Here is a 17,510-nt window from a genome sequence, read left to right on the forward strand (position 1 = left end):
TTTGCCGCATGTTGTCATTTTCCAACTCCGACTGACCGCTTGGGCATTACCAGACACCTATTAGACGCCCCTCGCTCTCAAAAGTTGCGAATATATTCCAACATAACAGAAAAAAAACGTTGTCAGATCAAGCTTTTTTTACATTTTAATGTCTGTTTTTTTCCTTATTTATCAAATATACATCTCTAAACAACGTACTACCCTAACCTTCATATTTACGCACAATTCACTTTATAGTCCCAAAAATTCAATGATTCCGTCCACAATTGCCTGTGCACATTTGTCCTGGTATTCTTCGGTGAGCATAACTGCTTCATCTGTTGGGTTACTTAAAAAACCAAGTTCAAGTAACACAGCAGGCATGGATGTTTCCCGGGTCACATGCAGACTCGCTGTTTTAACGCCACGATCCTTGAGTCCTGTTACCGGCAAGACATATTTGTGAAGAGTGTCAGCCAAAGTCTTGCTTTCTTTGCGACTATAGAGCGTTTCAATGCCGTTTGGTACGGGTGTAGTGAATTTGTTTCCATGAATGGAAACAAAAACATCTGCCTTATTCAATTCAGCAATATCTACGCGCTGTTTAAGCGAAAGCTCTGTATCATCCTGGCGTGTAATGACCGTCTGAATATCTTGGTATTGTTGAAGGAGTTCCTGCACCTTCAGCCCTACAGCCAGATTGAAATCCTTCTCATAAGCTCCTGACAAACTCACTGCACCAGATTGACGACCACCATGTCCCGGATCAATGACCACAATCGTTTTGCCATCATTCGTAGGCACTGCCGGTTGGCTTGTGGGTTCTCCACTCGTGGCTGTCAGGTCAACGAGCAAGACATTGTTATCTCCAACAGACCATTTGGCTGTGGCCGTCTGAGTCAGATCCAGAACGACACGCACAGTGGAAGGCGTCTTGCTGAACATAGCATACCGAACTTTGGAAACCAGAGATGAATCTGTAACGAGAATCTGTCCGCTGCCATCCGCGTTAGAGGCTTGTCCCTGAATGAATTCCTGAGAAAATGTCGCTGCAGGCAGATCAACAATAATGCGGTCTGGCCCACCAAGACTGGACACTTTCGGGCTAATATTGCCGTTTGTCGCTACAATCAAGCGATCTCCGCTGAAGCTAATGCCTTGAAGTTCTGTCAGACCGTCCGGGACAGGCGTCTCGACGGGGTCACTGTCGCCTTCCGTTCCAACTACGGGTGGAATGCTAAATAGGCTTACTGTCTTGGTTCCATTGTCCCAGCCCACACGCAGACCCATGCCTTCCCCGACAAAACGTAACGGAACAAGCGTTGTTCCTTGTTTGATCAGTGGAGGCGAATCCAGGTTCACCACGTTTCCATTCACTGTAGCTGCATCTTTGCCAGCCGTCATTCGAATCGTGCTGTTTCCTTTTTGAACCTGGACTGACTGGGTTGCCTTCTCCCACTTCACCTCATAACCCAGGTTCTCAGACACAATTCGGATCGGAACCATAACCGTCTTTCCGATATTTTCTGCAGGTGCTCCCGTCTGCTGATTAATGGTTACACCGTCGAGCACAATTGAGGGAGTGGTGTCTGCATGGGCCATGATTGGAAATAAGCATAGAAACAGAAGAAAAACGACTGCTGCCGACCATTTTTTCATACCTCATCCACCATTCTTTTTGTCATTTGAACATCCGACCTGATTCTCTGTAGCGTAACATCAATGACGCTATGTAACCTTCCATAATCTACTAATCAGTTTATCAGATATTCCCCCTTCATCCGGTTACAACGTTGTCATATTCAGTCGGAAATAAGGTGATAAAAGGAGATGGCTTTTCAAGCACAGTTTACTTTTCACATGAATGTATATCGATTTCGTTTCAAGGCTGTCATATATTGACGTTATTACATCGATTAATGTAACTTTAAAGTATACATATACTGGCACAGGAAGTATTGCAAAAAAAATTGATTATTAGATAAAAAATACGATTAGGAGGGAAATGAATGCTCACTCTATATAAGAAAGAATCAGATGGCAAGATACTTTATGCGGAATACTGGCTAGAAGAAGGACAAGTTGTGGAACATATCGGTACAGTCGGGACTTATGGTACAACGACCAGAACAGATTTTCCGGTTGCATATCGTGATGAGACTGAATATAAAAATGATTTTCTAACGCGCTTCACAGACCAGGGCTATGACCAAGCTTCCAATCAGTACAGTTATATATTACTCGTCCAATACCCCATGAAGAGTATGGCAGGAAGTAAACGTGATCTGTGGCTCAAGGATAAGGCTAGTGAAGCACTGATCAGTGAGTTGGGCTGGAAAGGGCTAGGCGTTGTCGATGGGCATGATATGGGTAAGACAGCAAATCCAGTCACGGCGTTCGCATTGAATATATACTGCTATGTTGTGGATGAAAAACTGGGGATTCAAGCCATTAAGCGTGTGCTTAAAGAGACGCGACTGGACTACACCCAAATCAAAATTGCATCCAGAGAATTGGAGAATGACGGGGAGTATGTGTTGAAGTATTCAGCTAAGAAGGATCAGGAGTTCTACGTATAGATGACTCATTAATATAAATTAGCTTCTGAAATTACAAAAAGCTTCTGTCTCACCGATAGGACATGGTTCCTTTGGGGAGACAGAAGCTTTTTACTTGTCTGATACTTTACCGATTAACCGAACAGTTTTGCCGCGTGGCGTTGTTCATACGCAGCGATTTCATCATCATGTTGAAGGGTGAGACCGATATCGTCCAGTCCTTGCAGCAGGAATTGTCGACGGTGCTCATCCAGATCAAAATCGATATGCAGTCCGTATGCATCGGTAATCGTTTTGCTTTCCAGATTCACATTCATCTCATAGCCTTCATGTGTTGCTGTACGTTGGAACAAGTCTTCAACTTGCTCTTCTGACAGCTTGATTGGCAAGATTCCGTTCTTAAAGCAGTTATTATAGAAGATGTCCGCATAAGATGGAGCGATGACACAACGGAATCCGTAATCCATAATCGCCCATGGCGCATGCTCACGGGAAGATCCACAGCCAAAGTTGGCACGTGAGATCAGGATGGATGCCCCTTCGTAACGAGGTTTGTTCATTTCAAAAGAAGGAATGTTGTTACCCTCTTCATCGAAACGCCATTCATAGAACAAAAATTGTCCAAATCCGGTACGCTCAATCCGTTTCAGGAACTGTTTTGGAATGATTGCATCTGTATCTACATTGACCCGGTCTACCGGTGCAACGATGCCTTGTAATGTTTTGAATTCTTCCATATTAAACGTTCTCCCTTCTGTCTGTTATTGATTAGATCGCTGCTTCCGTTTTGAAATTCCAGTCCCGTACATCCACAAAGTGACCTTTAACCGCCGCTGCTGCTGCCATTGCCGGAGATACCAGATGCGTACGTCCTCCGCGTCCTTGGCGTCCTTCAAAGTTACGGTTGGACGTCGAAGCACAACGTTGTCCTGGCTTCAATACATCCGGGTTCATCGCCAGACACATGCTGCATCCCGCATCACGCCATTCGAATCCGGCTTCCGTAAAGATTTTATCCAAACCTTCTTGTTCTGCTTGGATTTTAACTCGTCCTGAACCTGGTACAACAATTGCTGTAACCTGACTGGATACCGTGTGACCTTTAGCCACTTGTGCTGCTGCACGCAGATCTTCGATCCGTCCATTGGTGCAAGAACCGATAAATACATAATCAATTGGAATCTCGGCGATTGGTGTTCCGGGTTCAAGACCCATATATTCAAGCGCTTTTTCAGCCGCTTTACGTTCATTTTCAGTAGGCAGTTCAGCCGGAACAGGAACTTTCGAAGAAATGTCGGTTCCCATACCTGGGCTTGTTCCCCAAGTTACTTGCGGAATCAATGTTTCCACATCGATTTCAACTATATGGTCGAACTCCGCACCTTCATCTGTTACAAGTTGTTTCCAACCTGCTACAGCTTCATCGAACTTGGCATCTGCTGGTACATACTCACGTCCACGCAGATATTCGAATGTTGTTTCATCCGGCGCGATCAATCCTGCTCTTGCTCCACCTTCGATGGACATGTTGCAGACCGTCATACGCTCTTCCATGCTCAACTCACGGATGGATTCGCCTGTGTACTCAATAACATAACCTGTTGCAAAGTCTGTACCGTATTTGGCGATGACTGCGAGGATCATATCCTTCGCGGTTACACCCGGGTTACGTTTACCGACAAAACGAACTTCCATTGTTTTGGCTTTTGCTTGTTGCAAACATTGAGTTGCCATAACGTGCTCAACTTCACTGGTTCCGATTCCGAATGCCAGTGCGCCAAACGCACCGTGTGTGGACGTATGACTGTCACCACATACAATCGTTTTGCCCGGGTGAGTCAGACCCAGTTCAGGTCCCATAACGTGCACAACGCCTTGATCAATCGTGTCCAGATCATACAATTTCACGCCGAAATCACGGCAGTTTTGCGAAAGTGTATCAATTTGTTGTTTGGAGATTGGATCTGTAATGTTGAAACGGTCTTTCGTTGGAACGTTGTGGTCCATTGTTGCAAATGTCAGCTCAGGGCGACGAACTTTACGTCCACTCAGACGAAGTCCTTCAAATGCCTGTGGAGAAGTAACTTCGTGCACCAGATGCAGATCGATATACAGAATGCTTGGTTTGCCTTCTTCTTGATGAATTACGTGATTTTCCCAAATTTTCTCAAACATCGTTTTTTTACTCATCATTTTCACCTCATCATAAGTTCGGTCCTTGGAAGAGCCTCGTGTTTTCCTCTAAAAAGTGAAGCTCTTGAATGACATAAATATATCACCCTGTCCTTCATTGTTCCAAGATATAATATCTATAGATGTAATAGGTTTAACCTATAATGAGGAAAAGACAAATAAACCACTGCTCATAGCAGAGGTTTTAATTGATAACAATTATCATTATCAGATAAGTCTTATACTACGTTCCCGCTTCTTCGCTGTCAATGCTTTTATACAAAATAAAGAAGCACCTTCTTGGAACTTGACTTTACCAGTATTGTTCCTGCATAGAGAATGATTTCTTCATCTGTAGTGATATAATGGTGGCATAACGAAAGGAATGACCAATAACGATGGAATTCAGACAACTTCAATATACGTTGCAAATTGCGGCTGAACGCAATTTCTCACGAGCAGCAGAGAAGCTGCATATTGCTCAACCTTCATTAAGCCAGCAATTATCCAAATTGGAAAAAGAATTGGGAGTCCTGCTATTTCAGCGTAATACGAGTACCGTGGAGTTAACCCATGCCGGTGTTACGTTTGTCGAGCAAGCCCAAAAGATCGTAGATGCCGTGGAGCTATTGCGTCAGGAGATGTCAGACATCTCCCAGCTACGCAAAGGTAAAGTCGTTGTGGGCAGCATGCCCATCACAGGCTCACACCTGCTCCCACACGTGCTTCCTGCGTTCCAACAAGCGTATCCCGAGATTGAAGTCACCTTATTGGAAGACTCCGGGCTTACGCTTGAGAAATTGACAGCAAGCGGCAAAGCAGATCTCAGTCTGCTATCGCTTCCTTTACAAGAGCCAAGTCTCGCCTACGTTGCCATTGGAGAGGAAAAGATTGATCTGGCAGTTCCCCCGAATCACCCTTTGGCACGCAGGGCAGATCCGGAACATCCGCTTCCTGTGCGAATTGAAGAACTTCGGGATGAACCCTTTGTTGTATTGAAAAAAGGACAGGGCTTCCGCAAACTTACATTTGATCTCTGTGAGCAGGCTGGTTTTGATCCCCAAGTTGTGTTTGAAAGCACAAATATTGAAACCGTTCAGTCGCTGGTCGCCACTGGTATGGGCATTACACTGGTTCCACGCTTTATCGCCCGTGCCCCGCGCAGTGAATTCGTGCCTGTATACGTCCCACTCGCTGAGCCGACACCCAGCAGAACACTTGTTGTGGCTTATCGTCAAGGCAGAGTGCTGTCGAAGGCAGCCGAAGCATTCATTCATACGTTTCAACAAACCGTGGCCGAACTGTCAAAAGGAGACTAAGGAATTTCTCCTATGGTATAGGTACATTTCATACTGAACCAAAACAAAGGCTTGACCCAAATGGGCCAAGCCTTTGTCATATACTCGTTTCCCGCATCCGCAGGATAGAGTTCTTACATTGCAATCATAGTATCTGGTTACAGTACAATGTTGCTTGTTAAGTCGTTTAGCTTCAATGCTAATTTATAATGTTAACGTAGAAACGTACATAAGAATACTTCATGTTTGGCGGTTTATTTTCGCAAATTACGATCGCTTGTCAGCCTGTTTTGCTGATTCATGAAACGGCCTTCGTCCTGAACAGTTGAATCAGGGGGTGATAGCCCTCCTGCTCCATTCTCTAAGAATGCCCTTAAGTGATCTTCCCTTGTGTTATCCTGTTCCAGTCTCCTGAGCGTATCTTTCACATGGTTGTCCATTGATTGATCATCCTCCTTGGTGACGGGATAGTTATCATTACCCGCCTCCTGGAAGAATAAACGCTCCGATGAAAATTTTATTCCGCTTTTTTATTTTTCGCCAAAATAAACGCCAGGTCGACGGTCTTCAAATACGGGAATCCGTCCGCGAACCTCATCTACCAGAGATGGACGAATAATTCCGGTCACGATCTCTTCCCCTTCGCCACCTTCAGCTACAATCTCACCCCAAGGATCAATGATGAGAGAGTGTCCGAAAAATTCGGTCTCCCCCCCTTTACCTACGCGGTTACAGGCGATCACATACATCTGGTTCTCAATCGCTCGTGCCGTAAGCAACGTACGCCAGTGGTGTAGACGAGGGTTCGGCCATTCGGCCGGTACAATCAATGCCTTGGCACCGTTCAAAGCAAGTGTGCGGGCAAGTTCCGGAAACCGGATATCATAACAGATCGAAGCACCAGCTGTAAGACCGTTCTCCAACTCAAAAATTTCAGGTTCCGCACCAGGCTGTAGATATTTCTCCTCATCCATCAGACGGAACAAATGTAATTTATCGTATCGTGTTACCTGTTTTCCTTCACGATTATAAGCGTACATTGTATTGTATATTTGACCATCCCGTTTCTCGGCGATTGAACCGCCAACGATGGAAATTTGATGTTTTTGAGCAAAAGCAGACAGCCACTCCCGTGATTTCTGGCCTTCCGGGTCAGCGAGTTCATGAATTTGCGTCAAAGCGTATCCGGTATTCCACATCTCAGGTAGCACAGCCAGCCCTAGATCCGGATATTGTTCTACCGCACGTTCAAGCAACGTCTGCATATGTTTATGATTGGCCTCAGGGTCTCCGAGCTGAATATCGCCCTGAATCAGGGCTACACGCATTTCTCCCTGTTGTTTTTCTGTCATGACAAGCACTCCTCTGAACCGTAATACCTGCTATCATAGCTTGATCTTCCTGAGGACTGCAAGCCTGTTTTCGTTATGAACTTCCACATAACAAATCAGGCAGCAGGGTCAGCAATCGATCACTCGTGAGCGCGTCACCCACATTCCAGATCGACTCCTCCACAGGGTATACCCGTCCATTCTGCACAGCCGGAAGAGCCTTCCAACTGGGACTTTTCATCAGCATCTCTGTAGCCTGCCGGGCTACGATTTCCTCAGGCAGCATGACAAATACATGATCTCCCGCATACTGACGTACTGCTTCAGCCGAAATTTCCTTATAGGCTCTGCCAGCCGTAAGTGCTTCCTTCACTTTGGTAACTGGCCTGAATCCCATCGGATGATATAACATAGGCGCCAGACCGATATTGCCCATAACAAATAATCGTGCACCCCGATGGTATGTAAATACGGATGCCGTTTCCCCTGCTTCAATCGCCGTATGGATCTTCGCCCACATCTGCTCAGTACGCTTCCCATAGGAGGTTAGCCATTGTTCAGCCTGAAGTTGTCTCCCAAACCAATTGCCCAAACAGCGCATTCGCTCGTCCAACATGGCATGTGAATTGTAAGCAATTGTAGGTGCGATGCGAGAAAGTTGTTCATACTGCTGTTCATTGCTGCTATCAAAAATAATCAAGTCCGGCTTCATGATAACAGCGGCTTCCACATTAACCGGAGCAACCGCGTCATATGTCTGATCTCCCAGCAACTGAATGCCCAGCATCAGCAGATCTCCGGCGGAATCTCCATAATACATAATTCGCTCCGGATTTACTGGAATATTCACATCATGACCTAACCAATCTTGTACCAACGTCTGCTGCTGAATAGATCTGTCATATTGACGAGGAGACAATCCGGTCATTTGGCGAAAACGCCTGCTGAAATAATACTCGTCCTTAAAGCCCACGCGGCTTGCTATATCCCGAAGCGGTTCATCCGATTTGCGAAGCCATTCCTTGGCATGTTTAATACGCACATGATTCACATAATCGAGCGGCTTGTGACCCGTGAGTTGTCTGAACAGGGTCGTATACTGTACAGGTCTGATTTCCGCAAGACGTGCCAGTTTCTGTACAGTGATTTCTTCAGCATAATGATCGTCCACATACTGAATCGTACTGTGTAGCCTTGCTTCCATGCTCTGCTCCGTCTTTGGAGACGTGTACCGGGTAATGATCATCTCCATCCATTTTTGGAACTGTGCATTCAGATGACTGTATTCTGCATCTGTTTTATAATTCCGAATGACATACATCTGCTCCAGCAGCCCACTTAACGGAGCATAGGGATAACCATTCAATTGGTTTCTGTGCTCAAATACAGGGCGTGTAAAGAGCTCCGGATCACCCGTCAACACATGAATAACATCAAAATCCATCATGATATATTTCAATTCCGAGTGATTACGATGTTCAATCTGGTACCCCTCTCCCGGAGAAAGCGGATAAACACATCCCGTAGTAAACGGAAACTGTTCATGTCCAATATATAAACGCCCATCCCCTTCTTCGCAGATCAGGAACGAATGTTTCTCGCAAGCAACTTCCAGCATCACCTGTTCAGGTGGTTCAATTCGTCGTACCAGATGATCCAGCCGAAACATGAATGCTGAAAAGAACAACGTTCCCCCATCGGCATCCAAAGCCTGCATGTCGGTTCACCTCGTTTTTCTAAAATGAGAATAATTATCAATCATTCTGTATGATCTGATTATAAGCGAGCAATTGTTAATAATCCAGATATGAGTTTAATCAGCAAAAAAGAGCGTTCAACGAAATGTTGAAGGCTCCTTTTACTTTTATAAAACTGCATTCCTCAAAGGTGTTACTGTTGCCTTACTAGCTCATCACCAATTATTGGATCATCTGTTTCGGCAGCTCTTGCAGCAGCCACTCCCTGGAAAGAGCATCACTAGAAGCTTTTACGATATTAAAACGATATACTTTTCCTTCTTTCACCGCAGGCAGGTTCTTCCAAATTGAACTATCCAGCAATTCCTTCGTGGATTGCTTGGCATCGTCAGTCACAGGATCCAGAATAAATATACGATCACCGGCAAATTCAGATAATTTTTCAGTTGAAATTTCTACGAATCCCATGTCTGCATCCAATACTTTCTGAATTTCCGCGGTTGGCTTCAGCCCGTCTTTTCCATATAACAGCTGTGGCAATCCTGCACCCGCCATGACAAACAGACGATTCCCGGGATACATGGTGAATACCGAAGCCGTCTCCCCTTCTTTTAATCCGTTCTCATGAAGTTGCGTCCACATCTCTTCCGTCGCTTTTTGATGAGCCGTGATCCAGTCCTCTGCCTCTTGCTTCTTGTTCAACAAGTCGCCAAGGATACGCATGCGATCTTCTATTAAACCGAACGAATCAAATGTAACCGTGGGTGCAACCTTCGCGATCTGATCATATTGAGCCTCGTCACTGTTGGAGAAAATGATCAGATCGGGATTCAGGCCTAGCGCCTTTTCCACACTGATCGGAAATCCTACATCTTCTGACTGAGCAACCTGATCATCGAATACGGTTCCCTCTTGACGAAGTATGCCGACAGGAACAACACCAAGCGCAAGCAGATCCCCTGTAACTTCTCCATGATAGATAACTCGCTTCGGATTTACAGGAACCTCAACCTCATGGCCTGTCCAATCTTTGAATACGCGGGTCTCGCCCTCGTTCGTCTCTTCCGTTGCAGTTTGGGTCTCTGTGGTTTTTGTGGCTGCTTTGGAATCATCTGCGCCAGCAGCAGGTGTTGTAGCCTGATTTCCACAAGCCAGCAGCAAAATGGATAACCACGTAACCGTAAATAATACTGCCGTATTTCGAATGCCCTTTTTCATTTCTATTTCTCCCCCTATATCATGTGCGTTGTGCAATGAATTAATGATATTGATTATCATTATCGGATATTATCATAAATCAGGGTCTCTCCCATCTCAATGGACAAAACTAAATGAGCACTTTCAGTTTTGTACAATACACCGCCCTTGACTGCCATTTACTGCATAACCAAGTGGATTTCCCTCTATACAGCTCGGGATTGACGTGATAAATTAATGAGAACTATTTGCCATTATTAATAACCGGAGTGATGAATATAATGACCCATTCAGACCATACATCTGCTCGTTCAGCTTTTACGATACCGACTTCTGATGTGATGACACAGCTGCCAACGCAATTTTTTGCTACCCTTGTTCAAAATGTAAATCGCGAAATCGCAAGTGGACATGACGTGATTAACCTGGGTCAGGGGAACCCGGATACACCTACACCACCTCATATTGTGAAAACACTGCAAGAGTCGGCTGAAAATCCCCTCTACCACAAATATTCACCCTTTAGAGGATACTCTTTCCTGAAGGAAGCTGTCGCCAAACGTTATAAGGAAGATTACAACGTTGATCTGGATCCCGAGACTGAAGTTGCCATTTTGTTCGGGGGCAAAACAGGCCTGGTTCAGTTACCACAGGTACTGCTTAACCCCGGCGACACCGTTCTTGTACCAGATCCGGGCTACCCGGATTACTGGTCTGGTGTTGCACTCGCCAAAGCAAACATGTCATTTATGCCTTTGCTCGAGTCCAATGCATTCCTGCCGGATTACGAAGCTGTTACAGCCGAAGATCGGGAGAAAGCCAAGCTGATGTTCCTGAACTATCCTAACAACCCAACGTCAGCAACAGCTCCACTTTCGTTCTACGAAGATACGGTTGAATTTGCCATTCAAAATCAAATCGTCGTTGCCAGTGACTTTGCTTACGGTGCGATTGGATTTGACGGACATCGTCCCGTAAGTTTCCTGCAAGCCCCTCGTGCCAAAGAAGTGGGCATTGAGTTCTATACGTTATCCAAAACATACAATATGGCTGGATGGCGTGTTGGATTCGCGCTTGGTAATGCAGAGATTGTCTCTAAAATCAATCTGCTTCAGGATCATATTTATGTCAGTCTTTTCGGTGGAATTCAAGCTGCGGCAACAGAAGCACTTACTGGCTCTCAGGAATGTGTTACTTCGTTGGTTTCACGTTACGAATCCCGTCGCAATGCGTTTTATGATGCTCTTTCCTCCATTGGATGGCAAGCTTCGAAACCCGCAGGTTCATTCTTCAGCTGGTTGCCTGTACCTGCAGGTTATACCTCCGCTTCATTTGCAGACTTGTTACTGCGAGAAGCCAAGGTGGCCGTAGCCCCAGGTATTGGTTTTGGCTCACATGGTGAAGGCTATGTGCGCGCAGGACTGCTAAGTGATGAAAACCGATTACGCGAAGCTGTGGAGCGGATTGGCAAGCTGAATTTATTCAAGTAATTTACAGGACCATAACCCCTTTGCATATGCCAAGTTTCCATGGTATGTTATAAGAAATATTGAACGAAACGTGATGACGGGACCAGTAAGAGAATATCAGTCGCGCCCAGAGAGTAAATTCCACCCTGCTGAAAGAATTTACCGCGACTCTTCTCTGAAACCTACCCCTGAGCGGCCTGTTACGTACAGGACAGTGCCTTCTGTTACAGGGCATGAAGCCGGATGATCTAATCATCAATAAAGGTGGTACCGCGGAAGTAACAAACTTTCGTCCTTTTTAACTAAAGGGCGGGAGTTTTTTTTTTACCCGCTAAAGCCTGCTCCAGAAGCACTTATTAATCATGTTTAAGGAAGTGAAACCATGACTTCACGTATTGTAGTTAAGATTGGAAGCAGCTCGCTTACAACGGAAGAAGGCGGTCTGGATCGCAGTTCGATCACTTTTTTTGCCGGAGAAATCGCAGCATTGGCTGATCAGGGTCATGAAGTACTCTTGGTCACCTCTGGAGCAGTAGCGGCCGGATTCCGGGAGATCGGTTATCCTCAGCGCCCCAAACTGCTACATGAGAAACAAGCCGCAGCGGCCGTTGGGCAGGCATTACTGATGCAGGCATATCAACAGGCTTTTGCAGCGCACCGCGTTACTACGGCGCAAATTCTGTTAACCCGAACAGACTTTCACAGTCGTAAACGTATGGGGAATGCAGGTATGACCGTAGAAGAGCTGCTTAAACAGCGAGTGATTCCGATTTTTAATGAGAATGATACGGTATCGGTGGATGAATTGAAGTTTGGTGATAACGATCTGTTGTCCGCATTGGTTGCGAACCTGGTGAAGGCACAGCATTTGATCATTCTTACCGATACCAACGGGCTGTACACCGCAGATCCGCGTAAAGATCCGTCTGCCGTACGTTACGACCGTATCCCCGAAATCACGGCTGAGATCTACGCTTTTGCCGGTGGTTCAGGATCATCGGTTGGCACAGGTGGCATGCGATCCAAAGTCGATGCAGCCAAGGTTGCTACGCGTGGAGGCGTACCCGTATTTGTGGGGAGTGTGAAAGAACCCGGAGATATGCGGAAAGCGGTTGATGGCATGGGCAAAGGAACTTACTTTGAGACACGACTCGCTTCGTTATCCCGTAAAAAGCAGTGGCTCGGCTTCATGTCTACTCCGCTAGGTACAGTCGTTGTGGATGATGGTGCTGAAGAGGCACTTGTCCATGGGGGCCATAGTCTTCTACCTGTAGGCGTCAAGCGGGTACTGGGAACCTTCCACGCCGGAGACGTCGTTGAGGTCATTGGCATGGATGAAACCTTGCTCGGTCGCGGTATTGTCAATTATGATGATGACCAGCTTCGACTCATTGCCGGACTCCCCAGCGGCGAAGTGATGAAACAACTCGCTAGCATCCACAGACTTGAGGTTATTCATAGAGACGAATGGATTACGTTAAAATAAACATGAAGTTATATTAAATTTAAACTAATCATTTACACGTAACGGAGAGGACAGAAAAAACCTGAAAAAGCGGAGCGTTCGCCTAAAAGCTTTCTGAAAGAAAGCTACATCGGAAGCATACGCTTATCTCCGGATTTTTCCCTTTAGAAAAGGGAATCGAAAAAATCTGGGGATAACAGCGATTGGAAGGTTATTCTGTCATCGTAGTGTCTGTGTGAATAATCTTTAGTTCAACATGTGGTCAAAATACTCAACTTTTATATATATGAGGAGGAATTAAGATGAGTGAAGTCAGAGAAAAAGCCAGCAAAGCTCAAGCCACGGTTCCACAGCTGAACCGATTGAATACAGAACAGAAAAATACGGCCCTGCGTGTCATGGCAGATGCATTGATTACGGAGACGGATTCCATCATTACAGCAAACGCCGAAGATCTGGCACGAGGCAGAGAACAAGGCACGCCGGAATCCATGCTGGATCGACTCGCCCTTAATAAGGAGCGCATTGCTGGCATCGCTGAAGGATTACGTCAGATTGCGGATCTGCCTGATCCAGTCGGTGAAGTACTGGAGACATTCACCCGCCCAAACGGATTGCATGTTGAAAAATTAAGAGTACCGATTGGCCTGATTGGCATCATCTACGAAGCGCGTCCTAATGTAACTGTAGACGCAGCCGGACTATGTCTCAAAACAGGTAATGCAGTGCTTCTGCGCGGCGGCTCCTCTGCCCTGTCCTCCAACCGTAAAATTGTGGAGGTGCTGCATCAGGCACTGGCAACAACAGACATGCCTGCTGATGCGCTGCAACTGGTTGAGGATGCGGATCGTGCGTCCGTGGATGAAATGCTCAAGTTGAACGGACTGCTGGACGTCATCATTCCACGCGGCGGGGCTTCGCTCATTCGTAATGTGGTTGCCAATGCAACCGTACCTGTCATCGAAACTGGGGCCGGCATCTGTCATACCTATGTAGATGAATCAGCTGATCCGGTCATGGCAGCCGAAATCGCCATCAATGCGAAGGCACAACGTCCATCGGTGTGTAACTCCATGGAAACGTTACTGCTGCATGCCGCATACGCGGAAGAGCACCTGCCTGCTCTTGCTGAGCAGTTCCGTGAGGCCAGTGTGGTCTTGAAAGGTTGCGACACGGTGCGCCGTCTTGTTCCTTCTGCCCTTGAGGCAACCGAGGAAGACTATGCGACCGAGTACAACGACTACATTTTAAATATCCGGGTAGTCGAGAACCTGGACGAAGCGATGCAGCACATCGCACATTACGGAACCAAACATTCCGAGTGTATCGTAACCCGGGATACAGCCCATGCAGAACGCTTCATGCATGATGTAGATGCAGCAGCCGTTTATCACAATGCGTCCACGCGTTTCACCGACGGATTTGAATTTGGCTATGGAGCCGAAATCGGAATCAGTACCCAGAAACTGCATGCACGTGGACCGATGGGACTTCCAGCACTCACGTCGACCAAATATCGTATTACAGGCAATGGACAGATTCGTCAATAATATCCCAGCACCAGTTATATAGGAGGAACGATAAATATGAGTCAAGAGCAACAGACGTTACTACAACAGAAGATTACTTTCCACGGAGCAGGCGCGATGGCTGAAGCCATCGTGCGCGGACTGATCTCCCGCCTAGTCGTTCGTCCTCAGGATATTACGATGCTGAACCGCAGCAACCAGAAACGTCAGGAGGAGCTCAGCACCCGTTATGCTGTACATACCGGAACTGCCTCGCAATCCTTGGATCACCTTGCCTCCACTCCGGTCATTGTACTCTGTATGAAACCCAAAGATGCTGCCGCAGCGCTGCGCGAACTTGGGCCACTGTTATCACCGGATCAACTGATCGTATCTGTCATTGCCGGATTATCAATCCGCACGATGCAGTCCTTGCTTGGTCGTAAACAACCGATCGCGAGAACCATGCCAAACACATCCAGTACCATTGGACTTGGTGCAACCGGGCTTGCCTTCTCTGCGGAGATTACGGATGAGCAGCGTAGTACGGTGATGACCATGTTTGAAGCGGTTGGTATCGTGACCATCGTGCCTGAAGATAAACTCGAAGTGCTCACTGGGATTTCCGGAAGCGGCCCTGCTTATGTATACTATTTAATGGAGGCCATGATTGCCGCAGGTATTCGTGGTGGCTTATCCAGCCAGCAATCTCGTGATCTCACTGTTCAGACGGTGCTTGGCGCATCACGAATGGTACAACAAACCGGTTTGGAACCGATGAAACTTCGTAGTGATGTGACTTCCCCGGGAGGGGCAACCCAGGCAGCACTGAAAACACTGGACGAAGGAGATTTCTTTGAAACTGTAATCGCAGCCGTCAACCGCTGTGCAGAGCGCTCACGGGAGATGGGAGCTGCTTTGGAAGGGGATTTAAAATGAATAACATGTGCACAGCCACATATCGTCTGCATGATGATCATGCAGACTTTCGCAAGAAGGCTCAGTCTATCGCGATTGGCATGACCGTGGGTAGCTGGACGGAGTTGCCGCAAGCCCAGCGTGAAGCGATGCAGAAACATCTGGGTGAAGTCATCAGCGTAGAAGTAAATGAAGCTGAAGGCATGGCTGCGGGTGAGCGTTACGCCGATATTACCATCGGATATCCTGATGTTAACTTCAGCCGTGATATCCCTGCCCTGCTCGTGACGGTCTTTGGCAAAATCTCAATGGATGGCCGAATTAAACTTACGAAGCTTGGTTTCTCGGATGGCTTCCTGAGTGCATTCCCAGGACCCAAGTTTGGACTGAATGGTGTTCGTGATCTGCTTGGTGTGCATGATCGTCCACTTTTAATGAGTATCTTCAAGTCAGTTATCGGACTGGATGCAGATGAACTGCGTAAACAATTTATTCGTCAGGCCCTTGGGGGCGTTGATCTGATCAAGGACGATGAGATTCTGTTTGAGAATAAATTGACACCTATCGAAAAAAGAGTCGAGGTCTGCATGAAAGCTGCCGAACAGGCACGCCAGGAGACCGGCAAGAAACTTCTGTATGCAACCAATCTTACAGGACCTACATCTCGTCTGAAGCAACAAGCTGAACGCGCTATTGGTGCAGGAGCCAATGCCCTGCTGTTCAACGTATTGTCCTACGGATATGATGTCCTGCATGAACTTAGCAGTGATCCAGATATCAATGTGCCGATTATGGCTCACCCTGCTCTTGCAGGAGCACTGTATCCTTCACCACATTATGGCATGTCGGCTTCGGTTGTACTTGGCCAGTTGATGCGTCTTGCTGGTGCCGATCTGGTACTCTTCCCTTCCCCTTACGGATCAGTAACGATGCCTAAGGAAGAAAATATGGCGATCACGGAGCAATTGCTGACAGCTGATTTGCCTGTACGAACCAGTATGCCAGTGCCTTCAGCTGGAATTCATCCAGGCCTTGTACCGCTTATTTTGCGCGACTTTGGCACAGATGTCATCGTTAATGCTGGTGGCGGTATTCACGGACATCCTATGGGTACTGAGGCAGGTGGACGTGCATTCCTGCAAGCCATTGAGGCAGCTCAGCGTTCCATTCCACTCGCGCAATATGCAACCGAGCATCCGGAGCTGAAAAGCGCATTGGATCTGTGGGGTGGCGAACGATGAGAAGTGATAAGAAAACAGTCATTTTCTGTGACTTTGACGGAACGATTACGCTCTCGGACAACATCGTAGCGATCATGAAACATTTCAAACCTGAGGGCATTGAAGCGATTATGAAAGATACGATTGAGCAAAAAATCTCGCTGCGTGAAGGCGTTGGAGCCATGTTTGCTCTGTTGCCTGCATCGCAGAAAGATGAAATTGTGGAATTTGTGCTTGGACAAGCGGGGATCCGTGAAGGATTCAGCGAGTTTCTTGACTACGTTCGCAGCGAAGGGATCGAATTCAATGTGACCAGCGGTGGTATGGACTTCTTTATCGAGCCGTTACTCGCACCATTCCATATCCCGCAGGATCATGTCTATTGCAACGGAGCTGACTTCTCGGGTGAAACCATTCGGATTGAATGGCCCAACCCTTGCCAACCTCCTTGTGAGAACGGCTGCGGCATGTGCAAAACAACCGTGATTCGTACCTTCCCGGAAGAACAATACAACCGAATCCTCATTGGAGACAGTTTGACAGATTTTGAGGGTGCAAAGATTGCCGATCTCGTCTACTCCCGCTCCATTTTAACGGATAAATGTATTGAACTTGGTGTGGACCATGTGCCATTCGCTACCTTTTACGATATCATCGAAGATATGAAACAGAAGCAAACACAAGGAGTGCTGTAAACG

15 protein-coding genes and 1 other annotated feature are annotated in these 17,510 nt (G+C 46.8%); of the genes, 8 read left to right on the forward strand and 7 right to left on the reverse strand.

All coding sequences use genetic code 11. The annotated features are described in order from the left end of the window. Positions 1–231 precede the first annotated feature (231 nt). On the reverse strand, positions 232–1,638 hold the full coding sequence (locus tag MHI06_RS18030) for an N-acetylmuramoyl-L-alanine amidase family protein (protein ID WP_340398665.1): 1,407 nt from the start codon (positions 1,636–1,638) through the stop codon (positions 232–234). 350 nt (positions 1,639–1,988) lie between these two features. Here MHI06_RS18030 and MHI06_RS18035 point away from each other — a divergent pair, with 350 nt between their 5' ends. Further along, positions 1,989–2,558, forward strand: coding sequence for a hypothetical protein (locus tag MHI06_RS18035; RefSeq protein WP_340398666.1), 570 nt, complete (start codon positions 1,989–1,991; stop codon positions 2,556–2,558). 113 nt (positions 2,559–2,671) lie between these two features. Here the strand turns inward: MHI06_RS18035 and leuD are convergent, their stop codons facing one another. Together leuD and leuC are read right to left on the reverse strand one after the other, a co-directional pair. Further along, positions 2,672–3,274 carry a 3-isopropylmalate dehydratase small subunit gene (leuD, locus tag MHI06_RS18040; RefSeq protein ID WP_340398667.1) on the reverse strand — a complete coding sequence of 201 codons (603 nt, stop codon included), beginning with the start codon at positions 3,272–3,274 and terminating at the stop codon, positions 2,672–2,674. 31 nt (positions 3,275–3,305) lie between these two features. Next, positions 3,306–4,727, reverse strand: coding sequence for a 3-isopropylmalate dehydratase large subunit (gene leuC, locus MHI06_RS18045; RefSeq protein WP_169482513.1), 1,422 nt, complete (start codon positions 4,725–4,727; stop codon positions 3,306–3,308). 380 nt (positions 4,728–5,107) lie between these two features. On the opposite strand from leuC, the gene MHI06_RS18050 reads away from it, so the two are divergent. Beyond that, complete coding sequence (locus MHI06_RS18050; protein WP_036607891.1) at positions 5,108–6,028, forward strand: LysR family transcriptional regulator; 921 nt, start codon at positions 5,108–5,110, stop codon at positions 6,026–6,028. 233 nt (positions 6,029–6,261) lie between these two features. On the opposite strand, the gene MHI06_RS18055 is transcribed toward MHI06_RS18050, so the two are convergent. The 4 genes from MHI06_RS18055 to MHI06_RS18070 form a co-directional block, all read right to left on the reverse strand. Further along, positions 6,262–6,447, reverse strand: coding sequence for a hypothetical protein (locus MHI06_RS18055; RefSeq protein ID WP_340398668.1), 186 nt, complete (start codon positions 6,445–6,447; stop codon positions 6,262–6,264). A gap of 90 nt (positions 6,448–6,537) precedes the next feature. Continuing rightward, the gene (locus MHI06_RS18060) at positions 6,538–7,359 is read right to left on the reverse strand and encodes a carbon-nitrogen family hydrolase (protein WP_340013543.1); all 822 of its coding nucleotides are present in this window, start codon (positions 7,357–7,359) and stop codon (positions 6,538–6,540) included. Positions 7,360–7,432: 73 nt separating this feature from the next. Further along, a complete protein-coding gene (locus MHI06_RS18065; RefSeq protein WP_340398669.1) occupies positions 7,433–9,055 on the reverse strand; it encodes an AraC family transcriptional regulator in 1,623 nt (540 codons plus the stop codon). A gap of 202 nt (positions 9,056–9,257) precedes the next feature. Next, positions 9,258–10,253: an ABC transporter substrate-binding protein gene (locus MHI06_RS18070; RefSeq protein WP_169482505.1), complete on the reverse strand. Its 996-nt coding sequence runs from the start codon at positions 10,251–10,253 to the stop codon at positions 9,258–9,260. Positions 10,254–10,513: 260 nt separating this feature from the next. Here MHI06_RS18070 and MHI06_RS18075 point away from each other — a divergent pair, with 260 nt between their 5' ends. The 6 genes from MHI06_RS18075 (at position 10,514) to MHI06_RS18100 (ending at position 17,507) form a co-directional block, all read left to right on the forward strand. Next, positions 10,514–11,722, forward strand: a complete 1,209-nt coding sequence (locus MHI06_RS18075) for a pyridoxal phosphate-dependent aminotransferase (RefSeq protein WP_340398670.1) — start codon at positions 10,514–10,516, stop codon at positions 11,720–11,722. A 64-nt stretch (positions 11,723–11,786) separates the two neighbouring features. Further along, positions 11,787–12,001: a binding site (T-box leader), on the forward strand. Between the two features lie 82 nt (positions 12,002–12,083). Continuing rightward, complete coding sequence (proB, locus tag MHI06_RS18080; RefSeq protein ID WP_340398671.1) at positions 12,084–13,187, forward strand: glutamate 5-kinase; 1,104 nt, start codon at positions 12,084–12,086, stop codon at positions 13,185–13,187. Positions 13,188–13,468: 281 nt separating this feature from the next. Beyond that, positions 13,469–14,716, forward strand: coding sequence for a glutamate-5-semialdehyde dehydrogenase (locus MHI06_RS18085; RefSeq protein WP_340398672.1), 1,248 nt, complete (start codon positions 13,469–13,471; stop codon positions 14,714–14,716). A gap of 36 nt (positions 14,717–14,752) precedes the next feature. Next, entirely contained in the window at positions 14,753–15,613 is an 861-nt protein-coding gene (gene proC / locus MHI06_RS18090; protein WP_169482499.1) for a pyrroline-5-carboxylate reductase, read from the forward strand. Next, positions 15,610–16,833, forward strand: a complete 1,224-nt coding sequence (locus tag MHI06_RS18095) for a 2,3-diketo-5-methylthiopentyl-1-phosphate enolase (protein ID WP_340398673.1) — start codon at positions 15,610–15,612, stop codon at positions 16,831–16,833. The genes proC and MHI06_RS18095 overlap by 4 nt, the downstream gene beginning before the upstream one ends. Further along, positions 16,830–17,507 (forward strand): 2-hydroxy-3-keto-5-methylthiopentenyl-1-phosphate phosphatase, encoded by a 678-nt coding sequence (locus MHI06_RS18100; RefSeq protein ID WP_237174732.1) that lies wholly within the window; start codon positions 16,830–16,832, stop codon positions 17,505–17,507. The genes MHI06_RS18095 and MHI06_RS18100 overlap by 4 nt, the downstream gene beginning before the upstream one ends. Positions 17,508–17,510 lie beyond the last annotated feature (3 nt).

This window comes from Paenibacillus sp. FSL H8-0079 (assembly GCF_037991315.1).
Taxonomy (GTDB): Bacteria; Bacillota; Bacilli; order Paenibacillales; family Paenibacillaceae; genus Paenibacillus.